This window comes from Vibrio diazotrophicus (assembly GCF_038452265.1).
Classification (GTDB): Bacteria; Pseudomonadota; Gammaproteobacteria; order Enterobacterales; family Vibrionaceae; genus Vibrio; species Vibrio diazotrophicus.
Genome location: NZ_CP151842.1, coordinates 3,197,963 through 3,217,030 on the forward strand (window position 1 = coordinate 3,197,963; position 19,068 = coordinate 3,217,030).

At 44.6% G+C, this 19,068-nt stretch carries 15 protein-coding genes and 1 pseudogene; 6 read left to right on the forward strand and 10 right to left on the reverse strand.

Annotated elements, in window-relative coordinates; translation table 11 throughout:
- Window positions 1-99 precede the first annotated feature (99 nt).
- Window positions 100-2,628, reverse strand: a complete 2,529-nt coding sequence (locus AAGA51_RS14800; protein ID WP_042487984.1) for a class I adenylate cyclase — start codon at window positions 2,626-2,628, stop codon at window positions 100-102.
- 378 nt (window positions 2,629-3,006) lie between these two features.
- On the opposite strand from AAGA51_RS14800, the gene hemC reads away from it, so the two are divergent.
- From hemC to AAGA51_RS14820, 4 genes are read left to right on the forward strand one after another with little or no spacing between them, the layout of a single operon-like run.
- Window positions 3,007-3,945, forward strand: coding sequence for a hydroxymethylbilane synthase (gene hemC, locus AAGA51_RS14805; protein WP_042487981.1), 939 nt, complete (start codon window positions 3,007-3,009; stop codon window positions 3,943-3,945).
- Window positions 3,946-3,984: 39 nt separating this feature from the next.
- Window positions 3,985-4,716 carry a uroporphyrinogen-III synthase gene (locus tag AAGA51_RS14810; protein ID WP_042487978.1) on the forward strand — a complete coding sequence of 244 codons (732 nt, stop codon included), beginning with the start codon at window positions 3,985-3,987 and terminating at the stop codon, window positions 4,714-4,716.
- A gap of 18 nt (window positions 4,717-4,734) precedes the next feature.
- On the forward strand, window positions 4,735-6,009 hold the full coding sequence (locus AAGA51_RS14815; RefSeq protein WP_042487974.1) for a uroporphyrinogen-III C-methyltransferase: 1,275 nt from the start codon (window positions 4,735-4,737) through the stop codon (window positions 6,007-6,009).
- Entirely contained in the window at window positions 6,006-7,187 is a 1,182-nt protein-coding gene (locus tag AAGA51_RS14820; protein WP_042487972.1) for a heme biosynthesis protein HemY, read from the forward strand. Before AAGA51_RS14815 ends, AAGA51_RS14820 begins: the two co-directional genes overlap by 4 nt.
- A 77-nt stretch (window positions 7,188-7,264) precedes the next feature.
- Here the strand turns inward: AAGA51_RS14820 and AAGA51_RS14825 are convergent.
- The 5 genes and pseudogenes from AAGA51_RS14825 to AAGA51_RS14845 all read right to left on the reverse strand — a co-directional run bounded on the left by AAGA51_RS14825 (window position 7,265) and on the right by AAGA51_RS14845 (window position 10,939).
- A pseudogene (locus AAGA51_RS14825) lies at window positions 7,265-7,482 on the reverse strand (transposase).
- A 182-nt stretch (window positions 7,483-7,664) separates the two neighbouring features.
- Window positions 7,665-9,053, reverse strand: a complete 1,389-nt coding sequence (hemN, locus tag AAGA51_RS14830; protein WP_042487969.1) for an oxygen-independent coproporphyrinogen III oxidase — start codon at window positions 9,051-9,053, stop codon at window positions 7,665-7,667.
- Between the two features lie 153 nt (window positions 9,054-9,206).
- Window positions 9,207-9,695: a DUF2489 domain-containing protein gene (locus tag AAGA51_RS14835; RefSeq protein ID WP_042487966.1), complete on the reverse strand. Its 489-nt coding sequence runs from the start codon at window positions 9,693-9,695 to the stop codon at window positions 9,207-9,209.
- Window positions 9,696-9,704: 9 nt separating this feature from the next.
- Window positions 9,705-10,286 (reverse strand): Der GTPase-activating protein YihI, encoded by a 582-nt coding sequence (yihI, locus tag AAGA51_RS14840; RefSeq protein WP_042487964.1) that lies wholly within the window; start codon window positions 10,284-10,286, stop codon window positions 9,705-9,707.
- Entirely contained in the window at window positions 10,286-10,939 is a 654-nt protein-coding gene (locus AAGA51_RS14845) for a class I SAM-dependent methyltransferase (RefSeq protein WP_042487961.1), read from the reverse strand. Before AAGA51_RS14845 ends, yihI begins: the two co-directional genes overlap by 1 nt.
- 599 nt (window positions 10,940-11,538) lie before the next feature.
- On the opposite strand from AAGA51_RS14845, the gene AAGA51_RS14850 reads away from it, so the two are divergent.
- On the forward strand, window positions 11,539-11,715 hold the full coding sequence (locus AAGA51_RS14850; protein WP_156102065.1) for a hypothetical protein: 177 nt from the start codon (window positions 11,539-11,541) through the stop codon (window positions 11,713-11,715).
- Here AAGA51_RS14850 and AAGA51_RS14855 read toward each other — a convergent pair.
- Complete coding sequence (locus tag AAGA51_RS14855; RefSeq protein ID WP_042487956.1) at window positions 11,690-12,307, reverse strand: c-type cytochrome; 618 nt, start codon at window positions 12,305-12,307, stop codon at window positions 11,690-11,692. The two genes, AAGA51_RS14850 and AAGA51_RS14855, sit on opposite strands and share 26 nt — an antisense overlap.
- A gap of 135 nt (window positions 12,308-12,442) precedes the next feature.
- Here AAGA51_RS14855 and yihA point away from each other — a divergent pair, with 135 nt between their 5' ends.
- A complete protein-coding gene (gene yihA / locus AAGA51_RS14860; RefSeq protein ID WP_042487953.1) occupies window positions 12,443-13,108 on the forward strand; it encodes a ribosome biogenesis GTP-binding protein YihA/YsxC in 666 nt (221 codons plus the stop codon).
- A 708-nt stretch (window positions 13,109-13,816) separates the two neighbouring features.
- On the opposite strand, the gene polA is transcribed toward yihA, so the two are convergent.
- From polA to hemB, 3 genes are all read right to left on the reverse strand, one after another.
- Window positions 13,817-16,615, reverse strand: coding sequence for a DNA polymerase I (gene polA, locus AAGA51_RS14865; RefSeq protein WP_042487950.1), 2,799 nt, complete (start codon window positions 16,613-16,615; stop codon window positions 13,817-13,819).
- A gap of 767 nt (window positions 16,616-17,382) precedes the next feature.
- Complete coding sequence (locus AAGA51_RS14870; RefSeq protein ID WP_042487948.1) at window positions 17,383-17,820, reverse strand: GNAT family N-acetyltransferase; 438 nt, start codon at window positions 17,818-17,820, stop codon at window positions 17,383-17,385.
- Between the two features lie 91 nt (window positions 17,821-17,911).
- Entirely contained in the window at window positions 17,912-18,949 is a 1,038-nt protein-coding gene (gene hemB / locus AAGA51_RS14875; RefSeq protein WP_042487945.1) for a porphobilinogen synthase, read from the reverse strand.
- Window positions 18,950-19,068: the final 119 nt, after the last annotated feature.

The window sequence follows — 19,068 nt, forward strand, 5'->3', positions numbered from 1 at the left end:
GTGAAATGTTCCCTCTTCAAAGGGCAATGAGAAAAAAAGAGCACCTAGGTGCTCTTTTTTACTTTGATTCTGATTATGTTCATCTGAAGATGACTACCGTTACCCGTTGACCGCTTTCGATGGTCGAGAATAAAGCGATGAGTCGTTACGATAAGGCACAACGTATGTTTCGCCTTCTACTGGATGAACAATCTGGTAATACTGAGGCAAATTGAAGTTGATCAGTTGAGAGGCCAGTTCATTATCATCACGAACCGATGTGTAGAATGAGTTCACGCTGGCGATCATCTCATCTTTCTCACCGTTAAACTGGTGATAGACTTCTACGCGATTGTTTTCATCCAATACGTAAATATTGAAACCCTTCTCTGTATCTTCAAAGAAGAACTGCACCAAACCTTCGCTGGCAAAGCCATCAACCACATCAGGCAGTTGATAATCTTCATCACGGTCAAGCATCAACAACGGCGAGCCTTTGAGCTTGTTGGTTGAAATGCTACGGTAGAAATCCACCGAGTTCTCAAGCTTTTGTACCGACACACCACGACGTTCAAAGAACAGACCGTACATCTGATCGCCAATACGCAACGCTTTGAAGCGACGACGCCTCTCTTGCTCAACTGGCTTCAAACGTAAATCGATACATTCAGCCAGTAGCTGATAAACCAGATTACGCATCACGCCACGTAAGTTCTTGCTGTAGCAGAACACATCCACCGATTCTGGTGGCAAGGCGTCTTGGTGCATTTTACCGAGTACCGTTTTCAGGGCATCCATCATGGCGGTTTCACCCTTGAAGTGCAGGGTACGCACTTCTTGCCATGAATTTCGGTACACCAAATCGACACTGCCGACTAAACATTTCTGTTCTGCACCAAAGCTGAAAATATCCGCGTTCTTCAAGTCAACTTTCAAAGACTTACCGCTTAAATCCGCAGTAGGGTCATTTTCAAAGTTGATGAACATCGCCAACTGGCTAATTTCACACGGGCTCGCCAACGCTTGCATGGTTGGGCGGCGCTTACGCAGCGAGAAGGTATTCCGCAAATCACTCACCATCTGGTAGAACTTATCAATATCCAGATGAGCGCCACGAACCACAGAGTGCAAACGCGTCGATTCAGTGATCATGCCGTTAAAGAATGACCAAGCGACGAGTTTACTGAGGTATTCGTTGTGCTCTAGGTAAGGCTGACCAATGATGCGGTGCGCCTCGATTGGTTGCTTATAAAGGTACCAGCCTGCTTTGTTAGTTCGGCCTTTACTCACCTCGATAAAGGTTAAGTCTGGCTCATGCAGGTCAGGAGAAATTTGTGGGTTTAGCAAGGTGACTTTGCCCGGCAGAACTTCAAAAGCCGCGTATAACTTACGCGCCAAAATCGAAATGTCTTGCGGACTAATTGCCGACGTAATGTCATTACGACGCGCAAACTGAATCAGGTTGCGATAGCTGAGCATCAAAGCATCAAGCAGTGAGTGGTGAACCACTTTCACTTGCTCAACCTTCCAGTGACGACGGTTATCCAGCTCTTCAATCACAGAGCGTGACCATCCCCATTGTTGAGTCAATTCACCAAGAGCCTCACGACGCCACTCAACAGAACCGACACCCGGCTCACGAGACAGCTTTTCATGAGTTTTGAGATAGAAACAGCGGCGCACCAAGTCTAAGCGCGTATCGTCACCAATACGTTCCAGATAACGCGTCACTTTTTCCAGCATCAGATAGTATGAGTCCATACTATAGAGGTCAGGATCATGAGCAAAGAAACGACGCTTGCTGTCGACACTCAATAACTGAGTTTGTGGGTACTCCCACGAATAAGCCTCTAGCAGTATCGCCTTCATTACCGATTTGTACGGTGAATCGATACTCTTATACAGCTGCCATAAGTTCGCACCAAAGTACTCTTCTGCAGGGATATGGTTAAGCTGACCGAAGTCGATCCATTCTGAGCAGTCGATATAGGATTTTGAACACAGCTGAGTGACATATTCGTCGTAGCACTCTTCCATCTCTGGCGGCACAATTTGCCACAAAAGACGCTTACCAGCTAAGCGTACTGCCGAGCGATAAAACTCATCCAATAACAACATATGTTGTGACGAGCCACAGTTTTCGCCCGTCATCTCTTCTGATTGTTTAGAGCGGAATCGTTGCTCATCCATCAAGAAGAAGTTTGCTTCTACACCTTGGCTCTTAGCCCAATCCGTGATCAATAAACACTTATTGGTTAAACGTTCACGCGCTTCACAACTCATCAACGAGCTAATACATACCCAAATATCCAAATCACTAGACGTGCTTTGACCAATAGACGATGTGCTGCCCATGGTATACAGACCCAAAATTTCTGGGCGTTCTGCTGTCGTCAGAGGTTGGTTGAGTGTTAATTCCGCGTCACTAACAAACTGTTGCTGAACATCATTAAGTTCAAAACATTGAATGCCATGTGGAACTTCGTTACTGAAATAGCCGGGAATAAGCGGATGGTTGTAGTGAAATAACGCGGGGATCAGGTGGAATACTCGCTGACTTTGCAAATCCATAAGAGCCAGCGCACGCTGAATGCGTTGCCGGTTTAACTTGTCTAATCTCTGGATTAACGTATGTGTGTAAGCCTGCAAGGGATGGTCCTTGGTTGAAACAAAAATGTGCACTTTGGTTGTATTTCACACTAAAGCGCCATCAAAACGTGATCAATTTAACACTTTAATCAGCACTGGTAAAGCGTTCTTAGTACTATGTCACACTAAAGTATTATTGAACAAGATGGCTTGAAAGCCCATGAAATCAGCGTTGTAACTATCCACCGTAAGTAAATAATAGAATCATCATTAAACAGTGTTAATGGTCACACTTACCCCTCCTTTTTTCGTAATAAAACACCACAAGCACAAGACAAAGAACTAGTAGTGAAACTTTATTTTTTCCAGTGGTAGACTAGGAACCTGTAAATCTTCTAGGTCAATTGCCTTCAAACTAATATTTTTATCAGGATTACCATGACACAGACAACACCTATTCGAATCGCTACTCGTCAAAGCCCACTGGCTTTATGGCAAGCTCACTATGTAAAAGATGCTCTACAAGCTGCCCATCCGGGTCTCGAAGTTGAATTGGTAACCATGGTAACGAAAGGCGACATCATTCTAGATACACCACTAGCGAAAGTGGGTGGCAAAGGTCTATTCGTTAAAGAACTGGAAGTTGCCATGTTGGAAGGTCGCGCAGATTTAGCTGTGCATTCAATGAAAGATGTTCCTGTCGAGTTTCCTGAAGGCCTTGGCTTGGTCACTATCTGCGAACGAGAAGATCCTCGCGACGCTTTTGTGTCAAATACTTACGCTTCTATCGATGAATTACCACAAGGTGCGGTGGTTGGTACTTGTAGCTTACGTCGTCAATGCCAGCTGAAAGAAGCTCGCCCTGACTTAATCATCAAAGAGCTTCGTGGCAACGTCGGAACGCGCTTAGGTAAGCTAGATGCTGGTGAATACGATGCAATCATTCTTGCCGCCGCAGGTTTAAAACGCCTTGAGCTAGAAGAGAGAATCCGCAGTTTTATTGAACCAGAGCAATCACTTCCAGCCGTTGGACAAGGCGCTGTAGGTATTGAGTGTCGCCTAGATGATGAACGTCTGCTAAAACTGCTGGCACCGCTTAACCACGTTGATACAGCTGACCGCGTGAAATGTGAACGCGCAATGAACCTGACATTGGAAGGTGGCTGTCAGGTGCCAATCGGCAGCTATGCACTTCTCGACGGTGATGAACTTTGGCTACGCGCTTTAGTCGGTGAGCCAGATGGCACAACCATCGTTCGCGGTGAAATCCGAGGCGCTCGCCAAGATGCCGAAAGTTTAGGTATTGAGCTTGCCCATCAGCTTCTCGATCAAGGTGCCAAAGAGATCCTCACGAAGCTTTACGCTGAACACGAATAAACTCTGACAGCTGAATAATAGATGGTGGCTAAGTAACTGATGGCGGTACTGGTAACGCGCCCCGAGGCGCAAGGCATAGAGCTGTGCCAACAACTCGAAAATGTGGGCCTCACCGCCCTACACCATCCTCTCATGACTATCGAGGCAGGTACCGACCTGCCTCACCTTCTTCCCGATATAAAGCAATGTGATACCATCATTGCGGTCAGTCAGCACGCTGTTGATTTTAGTGACCAATATTTGAGACAACAGCAATCAAATTGGGCAACATCAACAAGATACCTTGCCGTTGGTCAAAAAACAGCACACCTTTTAAGCAAAGTCACCGGACAATCAGTAAACTACCCTCACGTCAGTGATAGTGAGCATCTGCTTGAACTGGCAGAACTACAATCAGTCTCTGGGCAGAAAATTATTATTTTGCGCGGAAACGGCGGACGTGAACTGATACATGAAACACTGAGTGAACGAGGCGCTTTGGTGGCCTACAAAGAAGTGTATCAACGTAAAGATTTGCCTTTTGACGCCAGTGCTTATTGCAAGCAATGGCAACAGCAAAACGTTGATACCCTAATTATTACCAGTGGTCATCAACTGGCTTTTTTTATGTCTCAACTAGATTACCCTGCAATGGCGTCGTGGGCTCATCAGTTGAAGCTATTGGTACCAAGCGAACGTATCGCCAATGATGCTAGAACAATGGGATTTGAACACATCGTTGTTACTCGCAGTGCAGCGAACCAAGATTTAGTGGCCGCTCTCCAGCCATAACAAACAGGACTCTCAGCAATGACAAGTAAAAAAGATAATCCGCAATCAGAACCGGAAAAAAACCAAGAAAAACTTTCTACTGCTGCTCCAACTGAGACTTCGTCTGACTCAACTTCGTCAAATACGGACTCAAAAGAAGCACCATCAAAAGCGGAAACCGCACCAACTCAAGAAGCTTCTCCAGAGATCAAACCAACAGAGCCTAAGCCAGCAAAAGACAACGTAAAATCCAATGCTGAGCAAATGAACAAGTTAGACAAGCAAAGCAAGAAAGGAACAAAACTGGCAACCGTTGCCATTGTGCTTGCCGCGCTGCTAGGCGGTGGCCTTGCAATTCAGATGCAGCAGCAACAATCGCAGTACGAAGCACAAATGGCCGCACTGCGTGCCGAGTTAAATCAAACTCGCAGCGCCGTTGATACTCAGCTTGCAGAAGTGACCCAACAAGCGGAAGCCAAAGCCACTGAAGTTACTCATCGCGCAGAAACCGTGCTTGAACAACAGCAAAAAAGCATTCAAAGCTTGCAGCTAGCCATGGCTGACGTCAAAGGCCGTCGTCCGAATGATTGGCTGCTGGCAGAAGCAGATTACTTAGTAAAACTGGCCGGACGTAAGCTGTTCCTTGAGCACGATGTGGAAAGTGCAACCCAGTTGATGGAAAGTGCCGATCAGCGTATTGCTTCACTGAATGACCCAAGTTTAACGCCACTGCGTAAAGCAATGGCAAATGACATTACCAAACTAAAATCCGTTCCTCTGATTGATCGTGATGGTCTGGTTCTTCGTCTGATTAGCCTGCAACAACAAGTCGATACCTTACCTCTGGCAAACGCGATCTTGCCTGACGCACCACAAGAGACACAACAAGTCGTCTCTGATGACATCAATAACTGGCAAGACAACTTGATGACCTCACTGAAGGACTTCGCAGAAAACTTCATCACTTTCCGCACTCGTGATGGCAATGTGATTCCACTACTCTCTCCTGAGCAACATTTCTATCTTAAAGAGAACGTGAAGGCGAAGCTTGAAACCGCAATTAAGTCTGTTTATGTGGAACAGCAAGAGATCTACACCACTTCGCTAAAAACGGCTCAAGAGTGGTCAACGTCATTCTTTAATCAAAATGACAATACGGTACAAACCTTCCAATCGACACTGGCTAAACTCGCTGAACAAAAGGTTCAGGTTGATTACCCGGTAAAACTGGAAACGCAAAAACAGTTGTCTGATGTGATTAGTGAGCGCTTACGCCGCGAAGTGACCTCGGTGATTAAGGAGGGCAAAGAATGATTCGTTTAATCTTTCTTTTCGTTGTCCTTGGTGCGGGGCTATTCGTCGGCACTCAATACGCAGGGCAGCAAGGTTATGTTCTCATCTCAATTGCCAATAAAACCATTGAGATGAGCGTTACGACTCTGGTTATCTTTGTTATCGGCGCTTTGGCTGCGCTGTTCGCGCTTGAGTTTATTGTGAAGAAATTCTTCTACATGAGCTTCACAACCTGGAACTGGTTCAGTATCCGTAAACAGCGCCGCTCTCGTCGTTATACCAACCAAGGTATCATCAAGTTACTCGAAGGTGACTGGAAACAGGCGGAGAAAAAAGTAACACGCTGGGCAAGCCACCACGATATGCCTCTGCTCTGCTATCTTGTCGCTTCTGAAGCGGCAAATGGCATGGGTGACCGTGAAAAGCGCGACCGCTACCTAGAGATGGCTGCGAAACAAGAAAATGCGACCTTAGCCGTCGAGCTGACCAGAGCAAAGCAACAAATCAGTGATGGTGATTACGACAAAGCAACGCAAACACTGACGACTTTGCAACATCAGCATCCTAATAACACCATCATCCTGAATTTGTTGAAGCAAGCTTACCTTCAGCAAAAAGAGTGGGCTCCTCTGCTCGAACTTCTGCCTAAACTAGTGAAAGCGAAACGCCTAACAGAACAAGAAGCAGAAAAACTTACATTAACGGCTCAGTGCGGCGCTCTAGAATCGATTGCCAGCCAGAAAGGTACAGAAGGCCTGCTTGCACACTGGAACGGTTTAGCGCGAAAACTAAAGGCAGAACCAGTATTAGTTAATGCCTTGATTCAACAACTGATTAAGCGCAAAGCTGACAATGAAGCATTCACCTTAATCAAAGAGAATCTGAAGAAGCAGGCAACACCTGAGCTTTATGCTTTGATCCCTGAACTCAATATTAGTGACCGCTATCCTGCGATTGTTATGTTGAAAGATGCTGTGAAGAAAAACGACAGCAACGCAGAAGCACACAGTGCTCTCGGACAACTCTATTTCCGCGAACAGGAATGGAAGCTGGCACAGGAACATCTGGAAAAAGCCTTATCGCTCCGCTCTAGTGTTTCCGATTACGCTTATTTAGCCGATGCTTTGCAACATCAGAACATGACTCATGCTGCTCACGATGTTACTCGTAAAGCGCTAAGCCTGTTAGAAACAAACTAAAACGTGTTCTAACTAAAAGTAAAAATCCACCTGCATAGCAGGTGGCTTTGAATGGCCCCCTATAAGGGGGCTCACTGTTAGTTCTCTGACCCTAAAAGCATTTGGCGCGCTTCTTCTTCCTTTCCCACACGCTCTTGGTACCTGACATATCTTCGAATAATTTCCTCGTTCATTCCTACCGAATCAACAAAGTAACCTCGCTGCCAGAAATGATTTTCAGCCTGAATTTGGGCGTCCAAACTATGTGATACTGACATCTATAGTAAACGTGTGAGCTTGAATCATATCTGCTCATGTTCTTTATCTCCTTGATTTGCTGGTTACAAACACTGGATATATTGAACATGAGCGTTCTTCGGGCATAGCCCAAAGGAACGATCACCACCTTCATAGAAGGTGGTTTAGGGGTAGAAAAGCAAAAAGCCAGCAACTAAGCTGGCTTTTATTTTGTTCTCTGTTCGTCGATTTATCTGTTCACTAAATCACGCGTGAGAATTGCTGCTGACGAGCACGTTGACGCAGATACTTGTCAAAACACATACAGATATTACGAATAAGCAAACGACCACGAAGTGTAACTTCAATATACTGATCATCCACAACAACCAATTGGTCATCAATGAAGGTCTGAAGCAACGCTAAATCATGCTTAAAGTATTGGTGGAATCGAACACCAAACTGCTGCTCAATAATTCGCTTATCCAGTTTGAAGTTACAAATCAGCTGCTTAATTACTTCACGACGTAGCAAGTCATCACTATCTAAACTCACACCTTTCCACAAGGCGTGGCGCATCTCATTCACTTGCTCGTAGTACTTTTTCAGCTCTTTTTGATTCTGCGCGTAAGCGTCGCCAATCATTGAGATAGCAGACACACCAAAGCCAACCAAATCACATTCACCTTGGGTGGTATAACCTTGGAAATTACGATGCAAAACACCATTACGCTGAGCAATCGCCAGTTCATCATCCGGCAAAGCGAAATGGTCCATACCGATGAACTGGTAACCCGCTTCGGTTAAGGTTGAAATCGAGTGCTGAAGAATTGCCATTTTTTCATCGGCTGACGGCAAATCCGCATCTTTGATTTTACGCTGAGCAGCAAATAACTGTGGCATGTGTGCATAGTTAAACACTGACAAGCGCCCCGGTTTCATCTCCAGAACTTTTTCGAGTGTCTGACTAAACGTCTCTAATGTTTGCTTAGGCAAGCCGTAAATCAAATCTAGGTTGGTAGAACGGAAACCTAACTGCTTAGCGCGCTCAACAAGCTGTACGATGAACTCTTCGTCTTGCTCACGGTTAACGAGCGCCTGAACTTCTTTATTGAAATCTTGAACACCGATACTCAGACGGTTAAAGCCTTCACTTCTCAAGTGGTCAAGAACACTCAATTCAATTTCACGCGGATCGACTTCAATACTGATTTCCGCGTCATCTTCAAAGAAGAATTCGCTACGCAGTAGCGTCATCAGGCGTGTTATTTGTTTATTGCTCAAGAAAGTCGGAGTACCGCCACCAAAGTGCAACTGAGTGACGCGACGACCTTGCAGTAATGAAGCGCGTTGCTGAATTTCGTGAGTCAGAATGTCCAGATACTCATCCGCTTTGTGCGAATGGCGAGTAATTACTTTGTTACAACCACAGTAGTAGCAAAGCTTGTGACAAAATGGGATATGAACGTAAAGCGACAGCGGTCGCTCTGGGTACTGTGCACATGCCCTATCGTAATCTGCAATGGTAAAAGCTTCATGAAACTCTACCGCAGTAGGATAAGACGTGTAGCGAGGCCCAGAGTAGTTGTACTTGTCTAAAACAGCCTGATCCCAAACGATCTGCTGGCTCGGTACGACTTGCGACGACATAGTGACTCTTTCCGTTATTTAGGGTCTTTTGACCTAGTATCAATAGGTGTATTTTGCCACACGACAAGAAAAGCGGCGGGCAGCAAAATTAAATTTAGCGACAAAATGTTCGAATCTGCTAGCGCGATCACTTACTAGCAGATGAACGATTTATCACACCATTTGAATGGCAATTTGATTATTCAGTGGCTGAACACGTTTTTTCAACGCGTGCAGTTCTTCAATGATGGCGTCATTCAAGCGGCCTTCAGCCTTCTGACGAGTGAGATTTTGTTTCATGCGCTCTTGTTTCGCCATTCCCTGACGAGCTTCGCCACGAGGCATATCTTTAACAATATGATACAGCTCAGAGATCGCAGGGTATTCAGCTTCGAAATCGACGCGCTCTTCGCCTTGCACATAATCCATGATGCAGTAAACGCGAATACTTATCTCAGAAAGGTCACATTGTCCCTGAATACCTGCCATGCACAATACGTTTACACTTTCGAAAATGTTTGCATTGCGCTTTTCAATAGCCAGAGACTGATGTTGCTGCTGCAACACTTTTTGCTTTTTCAGTTGCAGCAGAAGGTAGCCAGCATAAGATGCCAGACCAACAATGATCGCAGCGCCAACTATTACTAATAGGGTTACGTTCATTGAAAATCCTTAGCCTTTATAATCGTTTAGATCGAGGTTTTCGAAATCAGACAGGTAGTCATCATCTGATTTTGGCTGACGTTTAGTCGCTTTCGCCGCTGGTTGTTTGCTAGCAGAAAGTTGCTCTTCTTCGTCTTGCTCGTCTTCAACATCAAGCTCTTCTTCGTAGATGCCCAACTGCTTCATCAACATTTCAATACGGTCTAATTTCTCATCCACGTATTTTTGCAGACCAGCACCCAGCTTCTCGCCGTTGTCGATACGGTCCAACAATACGTTTAATTGAGCATCATTCTCTAGCATTTCCAGCTCTTTCTCAGCCGAAATACGACGCTCTTGTTTTGTTGGTTTCTTAGTATCAACAATCAAAGGAATCTTTTTCTTGCTACCTAGACGAGGGTCACGAGCTTGCGCTGCCGCTCTTTCTGATTGCTGCTTGCCTTCAGAGTGGCGATTACCGCTTTTCAATCCTTTGTGTTTCTTCGCTTTCTTGCGTTCACGACCTTCAACTTCATCATTCTTACGGTTATGTTTACGTGCGAAAACGAGATCGCCGTTAATACCTGTTTTAGTTTTCTTTTCTCTAGACATTACTGGGGTTTCCTCAGCAAAATTACATCGTTGCCTATAAATTCAAGTTCGAGCTTATCTCGCTCAGCCAAAAACTGGAATGTGGCGCGACTAAAGAAGATCACATGTGTGAGGTCATTCTTATAGTGCCAACTAGCAAAAGCATCTCTGTCTTTTACCATTTTGGTCATTAGACCAATCCAGCCTCCGGGTTTAACCAAATTCAACCATTGCTGCCACACCGTATCTGGGTGATGTAAGTGCTCTATCACCTCTGTAGCAGTCATAAAATCATATTCTGTCTGTAGCGCCTGTTCATTTGGATGAAAGAAGATATCGTACAACGCCACGTCGTGGCCTGCTTCTTCTAACATCAAAGAGAGTGTTGGTCCGGGACCACAGCCAAAATCTAACCCTTTCGAATCTGGAGCCAGTCTTTCAAGCATAGGATCACATACACGAGATAAAAAGCGACGATAGCCTGCGTCGTTTGGATCGTTTTCATGTAAGTCATAAAACGCTTTTTCACGCTCAGCACTTAGACGGTGCTGCGGGTTTACAAATACCAACTGACATGTCTGACATTGAAGATACTCTCGATGTTTATCTTCAAAATATGCATCGGTTTTATCGCCATTGCATAAAGGGCAGCGACATTGAGGGCAGTTGTGCATTTCGGCATCCTTTAACGGGGGATGCGAAACATACCAGAAACTGACGCTAGAGTGGAGACTCGACGAACATTTTTTCAACAATTTAGTTAAAAATAAAAAAAGCGATAGGGTTACCTATCGCTTTCTAAGTCGCCACGTATGTGACAAAAAGTGGGTCGTACCGATTCGGTACACCAATATTCCATTTGTTTTTAATGCTTTCCCTGCCAAAAAGTGTGTTTTGTCATCATCCTGATGAATTTTGGCCTTCCCTCTTATTGCTACCTTTTATAGCAAGTGTTACTTCCTGTAGCAAAGCGGTCCTTTGCTCGATCCTTTACACTGTCTTACCTTTAGACGAAGTGACCATCCTTATCCCAATAAGTATCCTACTTATTGTCTGTCCCTTACCGGAATGCAAGCTATCCCTACCTGCTCCTTGGAGACCTTCATGGTCTGAGTTCCTCTGTCAGCATCTTGCCAACACAGGAACTTTACGCCGATGACGCGTTTAAACAATGGATCTAGCTCTAATTTTTAAGCCAATTTTCTCAACCTTAATCAAGCTCTATACAAATCAATTAGTTAAGATTTGGTTAACAATAAGATAAGCAGTCAGTATGGCAAATATCTCACAAGGTCATCAGCCATTTCTGATAATGAGCCTTTATGGAACCATGATTAGAGAAGAAAACTTAGCCCTAAAACGCAACAACCCCGAAGCGGACTTCAGGGTTGTTTACAACATTGCTCGAACTTGGCTAGGCTTCGTTAGTGCAGACCACCAACATATTTAGACAAAATTTCGATGTCAGCATCAGTTAACTTCTTAGCAACATCACGCATCATAGCGTTCATGTCATTACCACGCGAATCATCGCGGAATTTCATCAGCTGAGCTTTAATATAATCAGCATGCTGACCAGAAATTTTAGGGAACCCTGAAAGTTCTGTACCATTACCACGTGGGCCATGACATGCGATACACGCTGTTAGACCACGAGAGGCGTCACCCGCTGTATATAGTGCTTTACCCGTGCTTACTACATCTTCAGGTGTAGAGTTAGAAGAGATAGGGAGTGAAGAGAAGTAAGCGGCCAAGTCAGACATGTCTTCGTCGCTAAGTGGCATCGCCATAGCGCTCATTACAGGGTCGTAACGGCCTTGTTTACCAGCACTCGTCGCACCAAGTTTGAGATCTTTTAGCTGCTTCTCAATATACTTAGCGTGTTGGCCAGCAAGTTTAGGGTAAGTTGTAATTAGACTGTTGCCATCAGCACCGTGACAGGCAACACACGTTTCGGATTTTGCTTTGCCAGCTTCTATGCTGCCTTGGGCCCATACGGAGCAGCTGGCTAAAAGACTCAATATTAGCGCTAATTTATTCATGACATTCCATTTATAATAATCAAGCTTCCAGTACCACTGTGGTACAATTGGCGACCTTATGCCGAGCACGGTTATTTTACACAATTTCACAAAAAAGTAATCAATCGACTACACAAAGTCGAGATGGAGTTAACAGTGAGCGTAAAAATTCATTATCAAAACACGCATTTCATTACCAGTGCACCAGACATTCGCCATCTTCCAGCTGACGAAGGTATCGAAATTGCGTTTGCAGGACGCTCAAATGCTGGCAAATCTAGTTCTCTCAATCGATTAACCAATCAGAAGAGCCTAGCAAAAACCAGTAAAACCCCAGGACGAACTCAGTTAATTAACTTGTTTAAAGTGACCGAAGGTTGCCACATTGTTGACTTACCGGGCTATGGTTTTGCTCAAGTTCCACTAGAAATGAAGAAGAAGTGGCAACAATCTTTAGGTGAGTACTTACAAAAGCGCCAATGCCTAAAAGGTTTGGTGGTTTTGATGGATATTCGTCACCCGATGAAAGATCTCGACCAACAACTCATTGTGTGGGCGGTTGAGTGTGGCATCCCTGTTCAGGTACTACTTACTAAAGCGGACAAGCTAAAGAGCGGCGCACGTAAAGCGCAAATTCTGAAAATCCGTAGTGATGCGAAAGAATTTGGTGGCGACGTAAGTGTTGACGGCTTCTCTTCATTGAGCGGTATCGGCGTTGATATTCTACGCGCTAAGCTTGATGCTTGGTTTGCACCAGCACTTGCTGAGCAATTGGTTGTAGAAGTACTTGAAGACCAACAGCAAGACGCTGAAGAAGAATAAATAGAAGGATTTTGCCTTCTCAGAAATATGAGCCCTGCCAATTGGTGGGGCTTTTTGTTATTTAAAAGTGGCAGATACAAAAATCCCCACCTAAGTGGGGGAATGGAGAGAATAAAAGCTAATCGTTATTGTTATGCGGTTTAGCATTCCCCAAACGCCTAGTAAAAACAATATGGTTTGATCACGAAAAATCCCTTCCACATTAGCTTCACTTTATTTTTATTAAATATCAGATAGTTACAAAACTATTTATAGAATCATTACTCTAATAAGAATCATCAAACGTGCTGATATAAAATTACGAAACTGACATTAGAATTCACGAAAACACTGTGTGGGTATCGGCGGTAAAAGAAGAAAAGCTCAGAAGATTTTTGGTAAAAGAAAGGCAACTTACGAGAAGAAAAAGTTTTGTAGCGCACAAGAAAAAACGCCCCAGTCAAAAAGAGACTGGGGCGGCTGAATCAGCCTAATCCAATAACGTGAAACAAAAGGTCTGAAAGATAGAACATCTTACCTCTGTACCCTACGAAAGTTAATGTACAACAATTGGTCAGAAATGAAAACCACTTTTGTAATTTTTTTTCATTAAGTTTTTATTAAGCTACATAAACATTTGAAATGCGTTTGTTTTTTTATAGGTAAAAATAAAGCCAGCATTTGTGCGCTGGCTCATGTTTATCTCGTGTTTTGGACGATTCAGTGTGATTAGTGTGCCTGATCCCAGTTGTCACCATGCCCTGCTTCGGCAACCAGTGGCACTTTAAGTTCAGCGGCAGATTCCATCAATTCTCGTACTTTACTTTCAATTTCGGATAAAGCTGACTCTTCAACCTCAAACACCAATTCATCGTGCACTTGCATCAGCAGTTTCACTCGACCATCACCCTCTTGGCGAATCCATTCATCAACCAGCAACATGGCTTTCTTGATGATGTCCGCAGCGGTTCCTTGCATAGGTGCGTTGATCGCTGCACGTTCCGCAGCTTTACGACGCATACCGTTGCGAGACTTGATTTCCGGCAAGTGAAGACGACGACCAAAAATGGTTTCAACATAGCCCTGCTCAGAAGCCGCACTGCGTGTATCTTCCATATATTGCATCACGCCAGGGTAGCGTTCGAAGTATCTGTCCATATAGGTTTGTGCTTCACCACGTGGAATGCCCAGTTGTTTAGCCAGACCAAATGCACTCATGCCGTAGATCAAACCGAAGTTAACCGCTTTCGCTCGGCGACGCTGTTCACTGGTAACCTGATCAATACTGACGCCCAAGATCTCCGCAGCCGTTGCCGCATGGATATCTTTACCTTGTTGGAACGCTTCCAATAGTGCTTTGTCACCTGACAGGTGCGCCATAATGCGCAGTTCGATTTGCGAGTAGTCGACAGCCATAATTTTCCAGCCATGCGGAGCAATAAACGCTTGGCGAATACGGCGACCTTCCTCGTTACGAATTGGAATGTTCTGTAAGTTTGGATCGGTTGAAGATAAACGACCTGTTGCCGTTACCGCCTGATGATAAGAAGTATGTACGCGCCCAGTTGTTGGGTTAATCATCTTAGGTAGCTTGTCGGTATAAGTCGATTTCAGCTTCGCCAAACCTCGATATTCCAAGATCACAGCCGGTAGCGGGTAATCCAATGCTAACTCTTGCAGCACTTCCTCGTTGGTTGACGGTGTGCCTGAAGGCGTTTTTTTCACAACCGGAAGCTTCATCTGATCGAACAGAATGGTTTGCAGCTGCTTTGGTGAGCTTAAGTTGAACTCTTGCCCTGCAATTTCAAACGCTTTCTTCTCTAGCTCATCAAGGCGAAGAGCAATTTCTTGTGATTGAGTACCAAGCAGCATGTCATTAATCAACACGCCAGTTCGTTCGATGCGCGAAATCACAGGAACCAGTGGAATTTCAATATCACGGTAGATAGAAAGCAGTTTTTCATCTTGCTCAATTAACGGCCACAAACGATTGTGGAGACAAAGAGTCACATCCGCATCTTCTGCTGCGTATGGCGCCGCTTGCTCTAAATCTATTTGGTTGAAAGTCAGCTGGTTTTTACCTTTGCCCGCCACTTGCTCAAACGAAATACAGCTATGCTGCATAAAGCGCAGCGCCAAGCTGTCCATATCGTGCTTACCGCCCACACTGTTGTAGACGTAAGAGGCCAACATAGTGTCGTGCGCAATGCCGCGCATCTCAATACCATAACGTGCAAGTACGCTCGCATCGTATTTCAGGTTCTGGCCAACTTTATGTTTTGACTCATCTTCTAAAATCGGTTTTAGCTGCTCCAGCACCCATTCACGACTGAGCTGCTCTGGTGCATCAAGGTAGTCATGAGCAACCGGAACATATGCCGCCTCACCTTCCGCCACAGCAAACGACACGCCCACTAAGTTAGCGACCATGTAATCTAGGCTGTCCGTTTCAGTGTCAAATGCAAACAGCTCTGCTGATTGCAATTTCTCCAGCCACGCTTTAAACATTTCTTGATCAAGAATGGTTTGATACTGACTGCGGTCGATTTTTACTGCTGAGGTATCAGCTTGAAGTGCGACACTCGCACTAGACGCTGTGGATGCGGTATCACCGCTCTTCTCAACGGCTTCAACAACACCAGATCCGCCCTCTAGCAACTCAGACAACCAAGATTTGAATGCCATTTTGCCGTACAGCTCAATCAGAGCATCACGATCCGGCGTTTGTTTATGCAGAGATTCAGGTGTATTTTCCAGCTCAACATCGAGCTTAATGGTTGCCAACTTGTAAGACATGTATGCGTTTTCGCGATTATCTTCGAGTTTCTGAGCCATGGTTTTAGAACCACGGAAACCTAAGTCAGCAATCTTATCTAAGTTCTCATAGAGCGCATCCAGACCGCCGATGCCTTGCAGCAGTGCCGTTGCGGTTTTATCACCCACTCCCGGTACACCTGGAATGTTATCGACCTTATCACCCATCAGTGCGAGGTAATCGATAATCAGCTCAGGCGGAATACCAAACTTCTCAATCACGCCTTCCCTGTCCATCACCACATTGGTCATGGTGTTGATTAGAGTGACGTTATCGTCCACCAACTGAGCCATATCTTTATCACCCGTACTGATAAGTACCGGCATGCCCGCTTGTGACGCCTGAGAAGCCAAGGTGCCGATCACGTCGTCCGCTTCCACACCTTCAACAGATAGCAATGGCAAACCCATTGCGCGAATAATGTTGTGTAGCGGCTCAATCTGACAACGCAGGTCATCCGGCATTGGCGGACGATGAGCCTTATATTCTGGAAACATGTCATCACGGAACGTTTTGCCTTTGGCATCAAAAATAACGGCAATACGATCCGAAGCAAATTGGCGCATCATAGAACGGACCATATTCACTACACCGTAAACAGCGTTAGTTGGAATATCCCCATTACTCATGGTGCCTGGATAAGCGTGGAATGCGCGATATAAATAAGAAGAACCGTCGATCAAAATTAACGGATTATCAGGAATGCGAGCCATAGTGTTGCTAGTCCAATGAGAAACAATTGGCGACTAGGATGCCACGACTGTGTTCAGGATTCTATGTTACCTTGCAGACTCAAGTTCACGCTTTCGTCTAATTACTCACCAACACACAAACACTTCTGTGGATAACTCTGTTTATAGATTTTATCCACTGGTTATTAAAGTGTAAAAAACAGCAGAGAAACATTACTTAATTAATTGTTTTTTAAAATAAAAATAAAAGATCTAAGTTTTAAAATACGATCATCCTCCGATCATTAATTGTGGAAAAGACACTCGGTGTCCTTTTAGTCACCTTGAGATCTTGATCCAAAATGAATGATGAATTTTCATACTCTGACACAGAATTCTTACAAAAGAGGATTTTTCTGACGGTGAGAAATCTGGTTAATCACTGAAAATAAAAACTTGTTACTATACATCTCATACCAAACAGAAAAATATAAGATCGTAGCCTCGCCAGAAAGGAGCGGTGGATAAGTGGCATAAAAAAAGCGACATCGTTTGATGTCGCCTAGCAATATAAGGTCAGCCTGAAATAAAACGTTCAGCACTACCGAAAAGCTTAAAATTACACTGGAAGCAATGTGAGCAATGTCGTGTCAAAAAGAATAGGTTCGTTCATTCAGCTGTTCATTCTTTGCAATTAAACAAGTTTAAAAAGCAAGTCACTCACATCCTTATGAAATTCACTCATTCCCTAAGACAAAGTTAATAATAATGATTCTCATTTGACTGTCAACACTAAATGAGAAAAAATCTCATTTATTTTTTAACTGCTTCACAAAGTGGATACGGCTTTCCAATAGCGGCTCATATGGTTCAAAGTTCTCAATCAGGTAGTTATTCCTTAATAGCAGCCTCAACATAGCTGGAAACTGATTGCGCGATTTAACCTTAAGCTGTTGATATCCTTGTTCAATAACCCAAGATTCCTGCACATCTAATAGCTTTTGTGCCAACCCCAAATTGCGAGCTTTAGGCGAAACACCACCAAACCAACTGTAGAAAGTATCTGAATCGAGCTCGTAGCCGATTTTGAAACCTAATATTTGGCCTTGTTGCTCCGCAACCAGAATCAAATGGCGCTTACCTTCTAATCGCTGATCTAAGCTTTGTTCGTTTTCTTTAACAATGAACTCATCAATTTCAGTCACCACGGTTACAACTTCAGACAAACTGCCTTCACGTATCTTCATTATTGTTTCCTTAAATTGAGTTCAAAAAGAAAAGGCTGGTCAATGGCCAGCCTTTAGTGACTTGTTCGTTTTCTGGTTTATTTTAGGGGTTTTACTTTAGAAACTGAGCCGCTTGAGCATTTTCTTCAGCCAGCCACTGTGCGACATCTTTAGCAAAGTAAGTCAAAATGCCGTCCGCGCCCGCGCGCTTAAAGCACAGTAGAGATTCCATCACTGTTTCTTTCTCTGACAACCAGCCATTGAGAATCGCAGCTTTGTGCATCGCGTATTCGCCAGAAACTTGGTAAGCGAAAGTTGGAACTTGCAGTTCTGTCTTAACACGGCGAACCACATCCAGATATGGCATACCCGGTTTCACCATCACCATATCCGCGCCTTCATTCACATCCATCGCCACTTCATGAATCGCTTCATCGCTGTTCGCAGGGTCCATCTGGTAGTTCTTCTTGTTACCACCTTTCAGATTGCTCGCAGAGCCGACTGCATCACGGAACGGGCCGTAATAACAAGAAGCGTATTTTGCTGAGTAAGCCATGATTTGAGTATGAATGTGACCCGCTTCTTCTAGCGCTTCACGGATTTTGCCAATACGACCGTCCATCATGTCTGATGGTGCAACCACATCCGCACCCGCTTCAGCATGAGAAAGCGCTTGTTTGATCAGCACTTCTGTCGTCTCATCATTCATTACATAGCCGGTTTCATCGATAATGCCGTCTTGCCCGTGAGTAGTATAAGGGTCTAAGGCTACATCGGTGATCACGCCCATTTGCGGAACGTGTTCTTTCAACAAACGAACGGCGCGCTGAACCAAACCATCAGGGTTGTAGGCTTCCGCAGCGTCTAAACTTTTTGCATCTTGATTAACCACAGGGAACAGAGCGATAGCAGGAACACCAAGGTTTGCTAGATACAACGCTTCTTCCAACAATAGATCGATAGACAGACGTTCGATTCCCGGCATAGATTCAATCGCTTCACGGCGATCTTTGCCCATCAAAACAAACATCGGGTAAATCAGGTCATTTACCGAAAGCTTGTTTTCGGCCACTAGGCGACGAGAAAAATCGTGTTTACGTATACGGCGTAGACGACGACCTGGGAACTGGCCTTGGATGGATACTGACACTCTACTCTCCTTCTTGGTCTGTCTGATTCAAAGTTCAGACTTTATTTGATATGTAGATTCCCATTCAGACAGAAAGCACTCATAGAAAAGCACTTTAGGTGGAACAGGTTCAGGCGAAA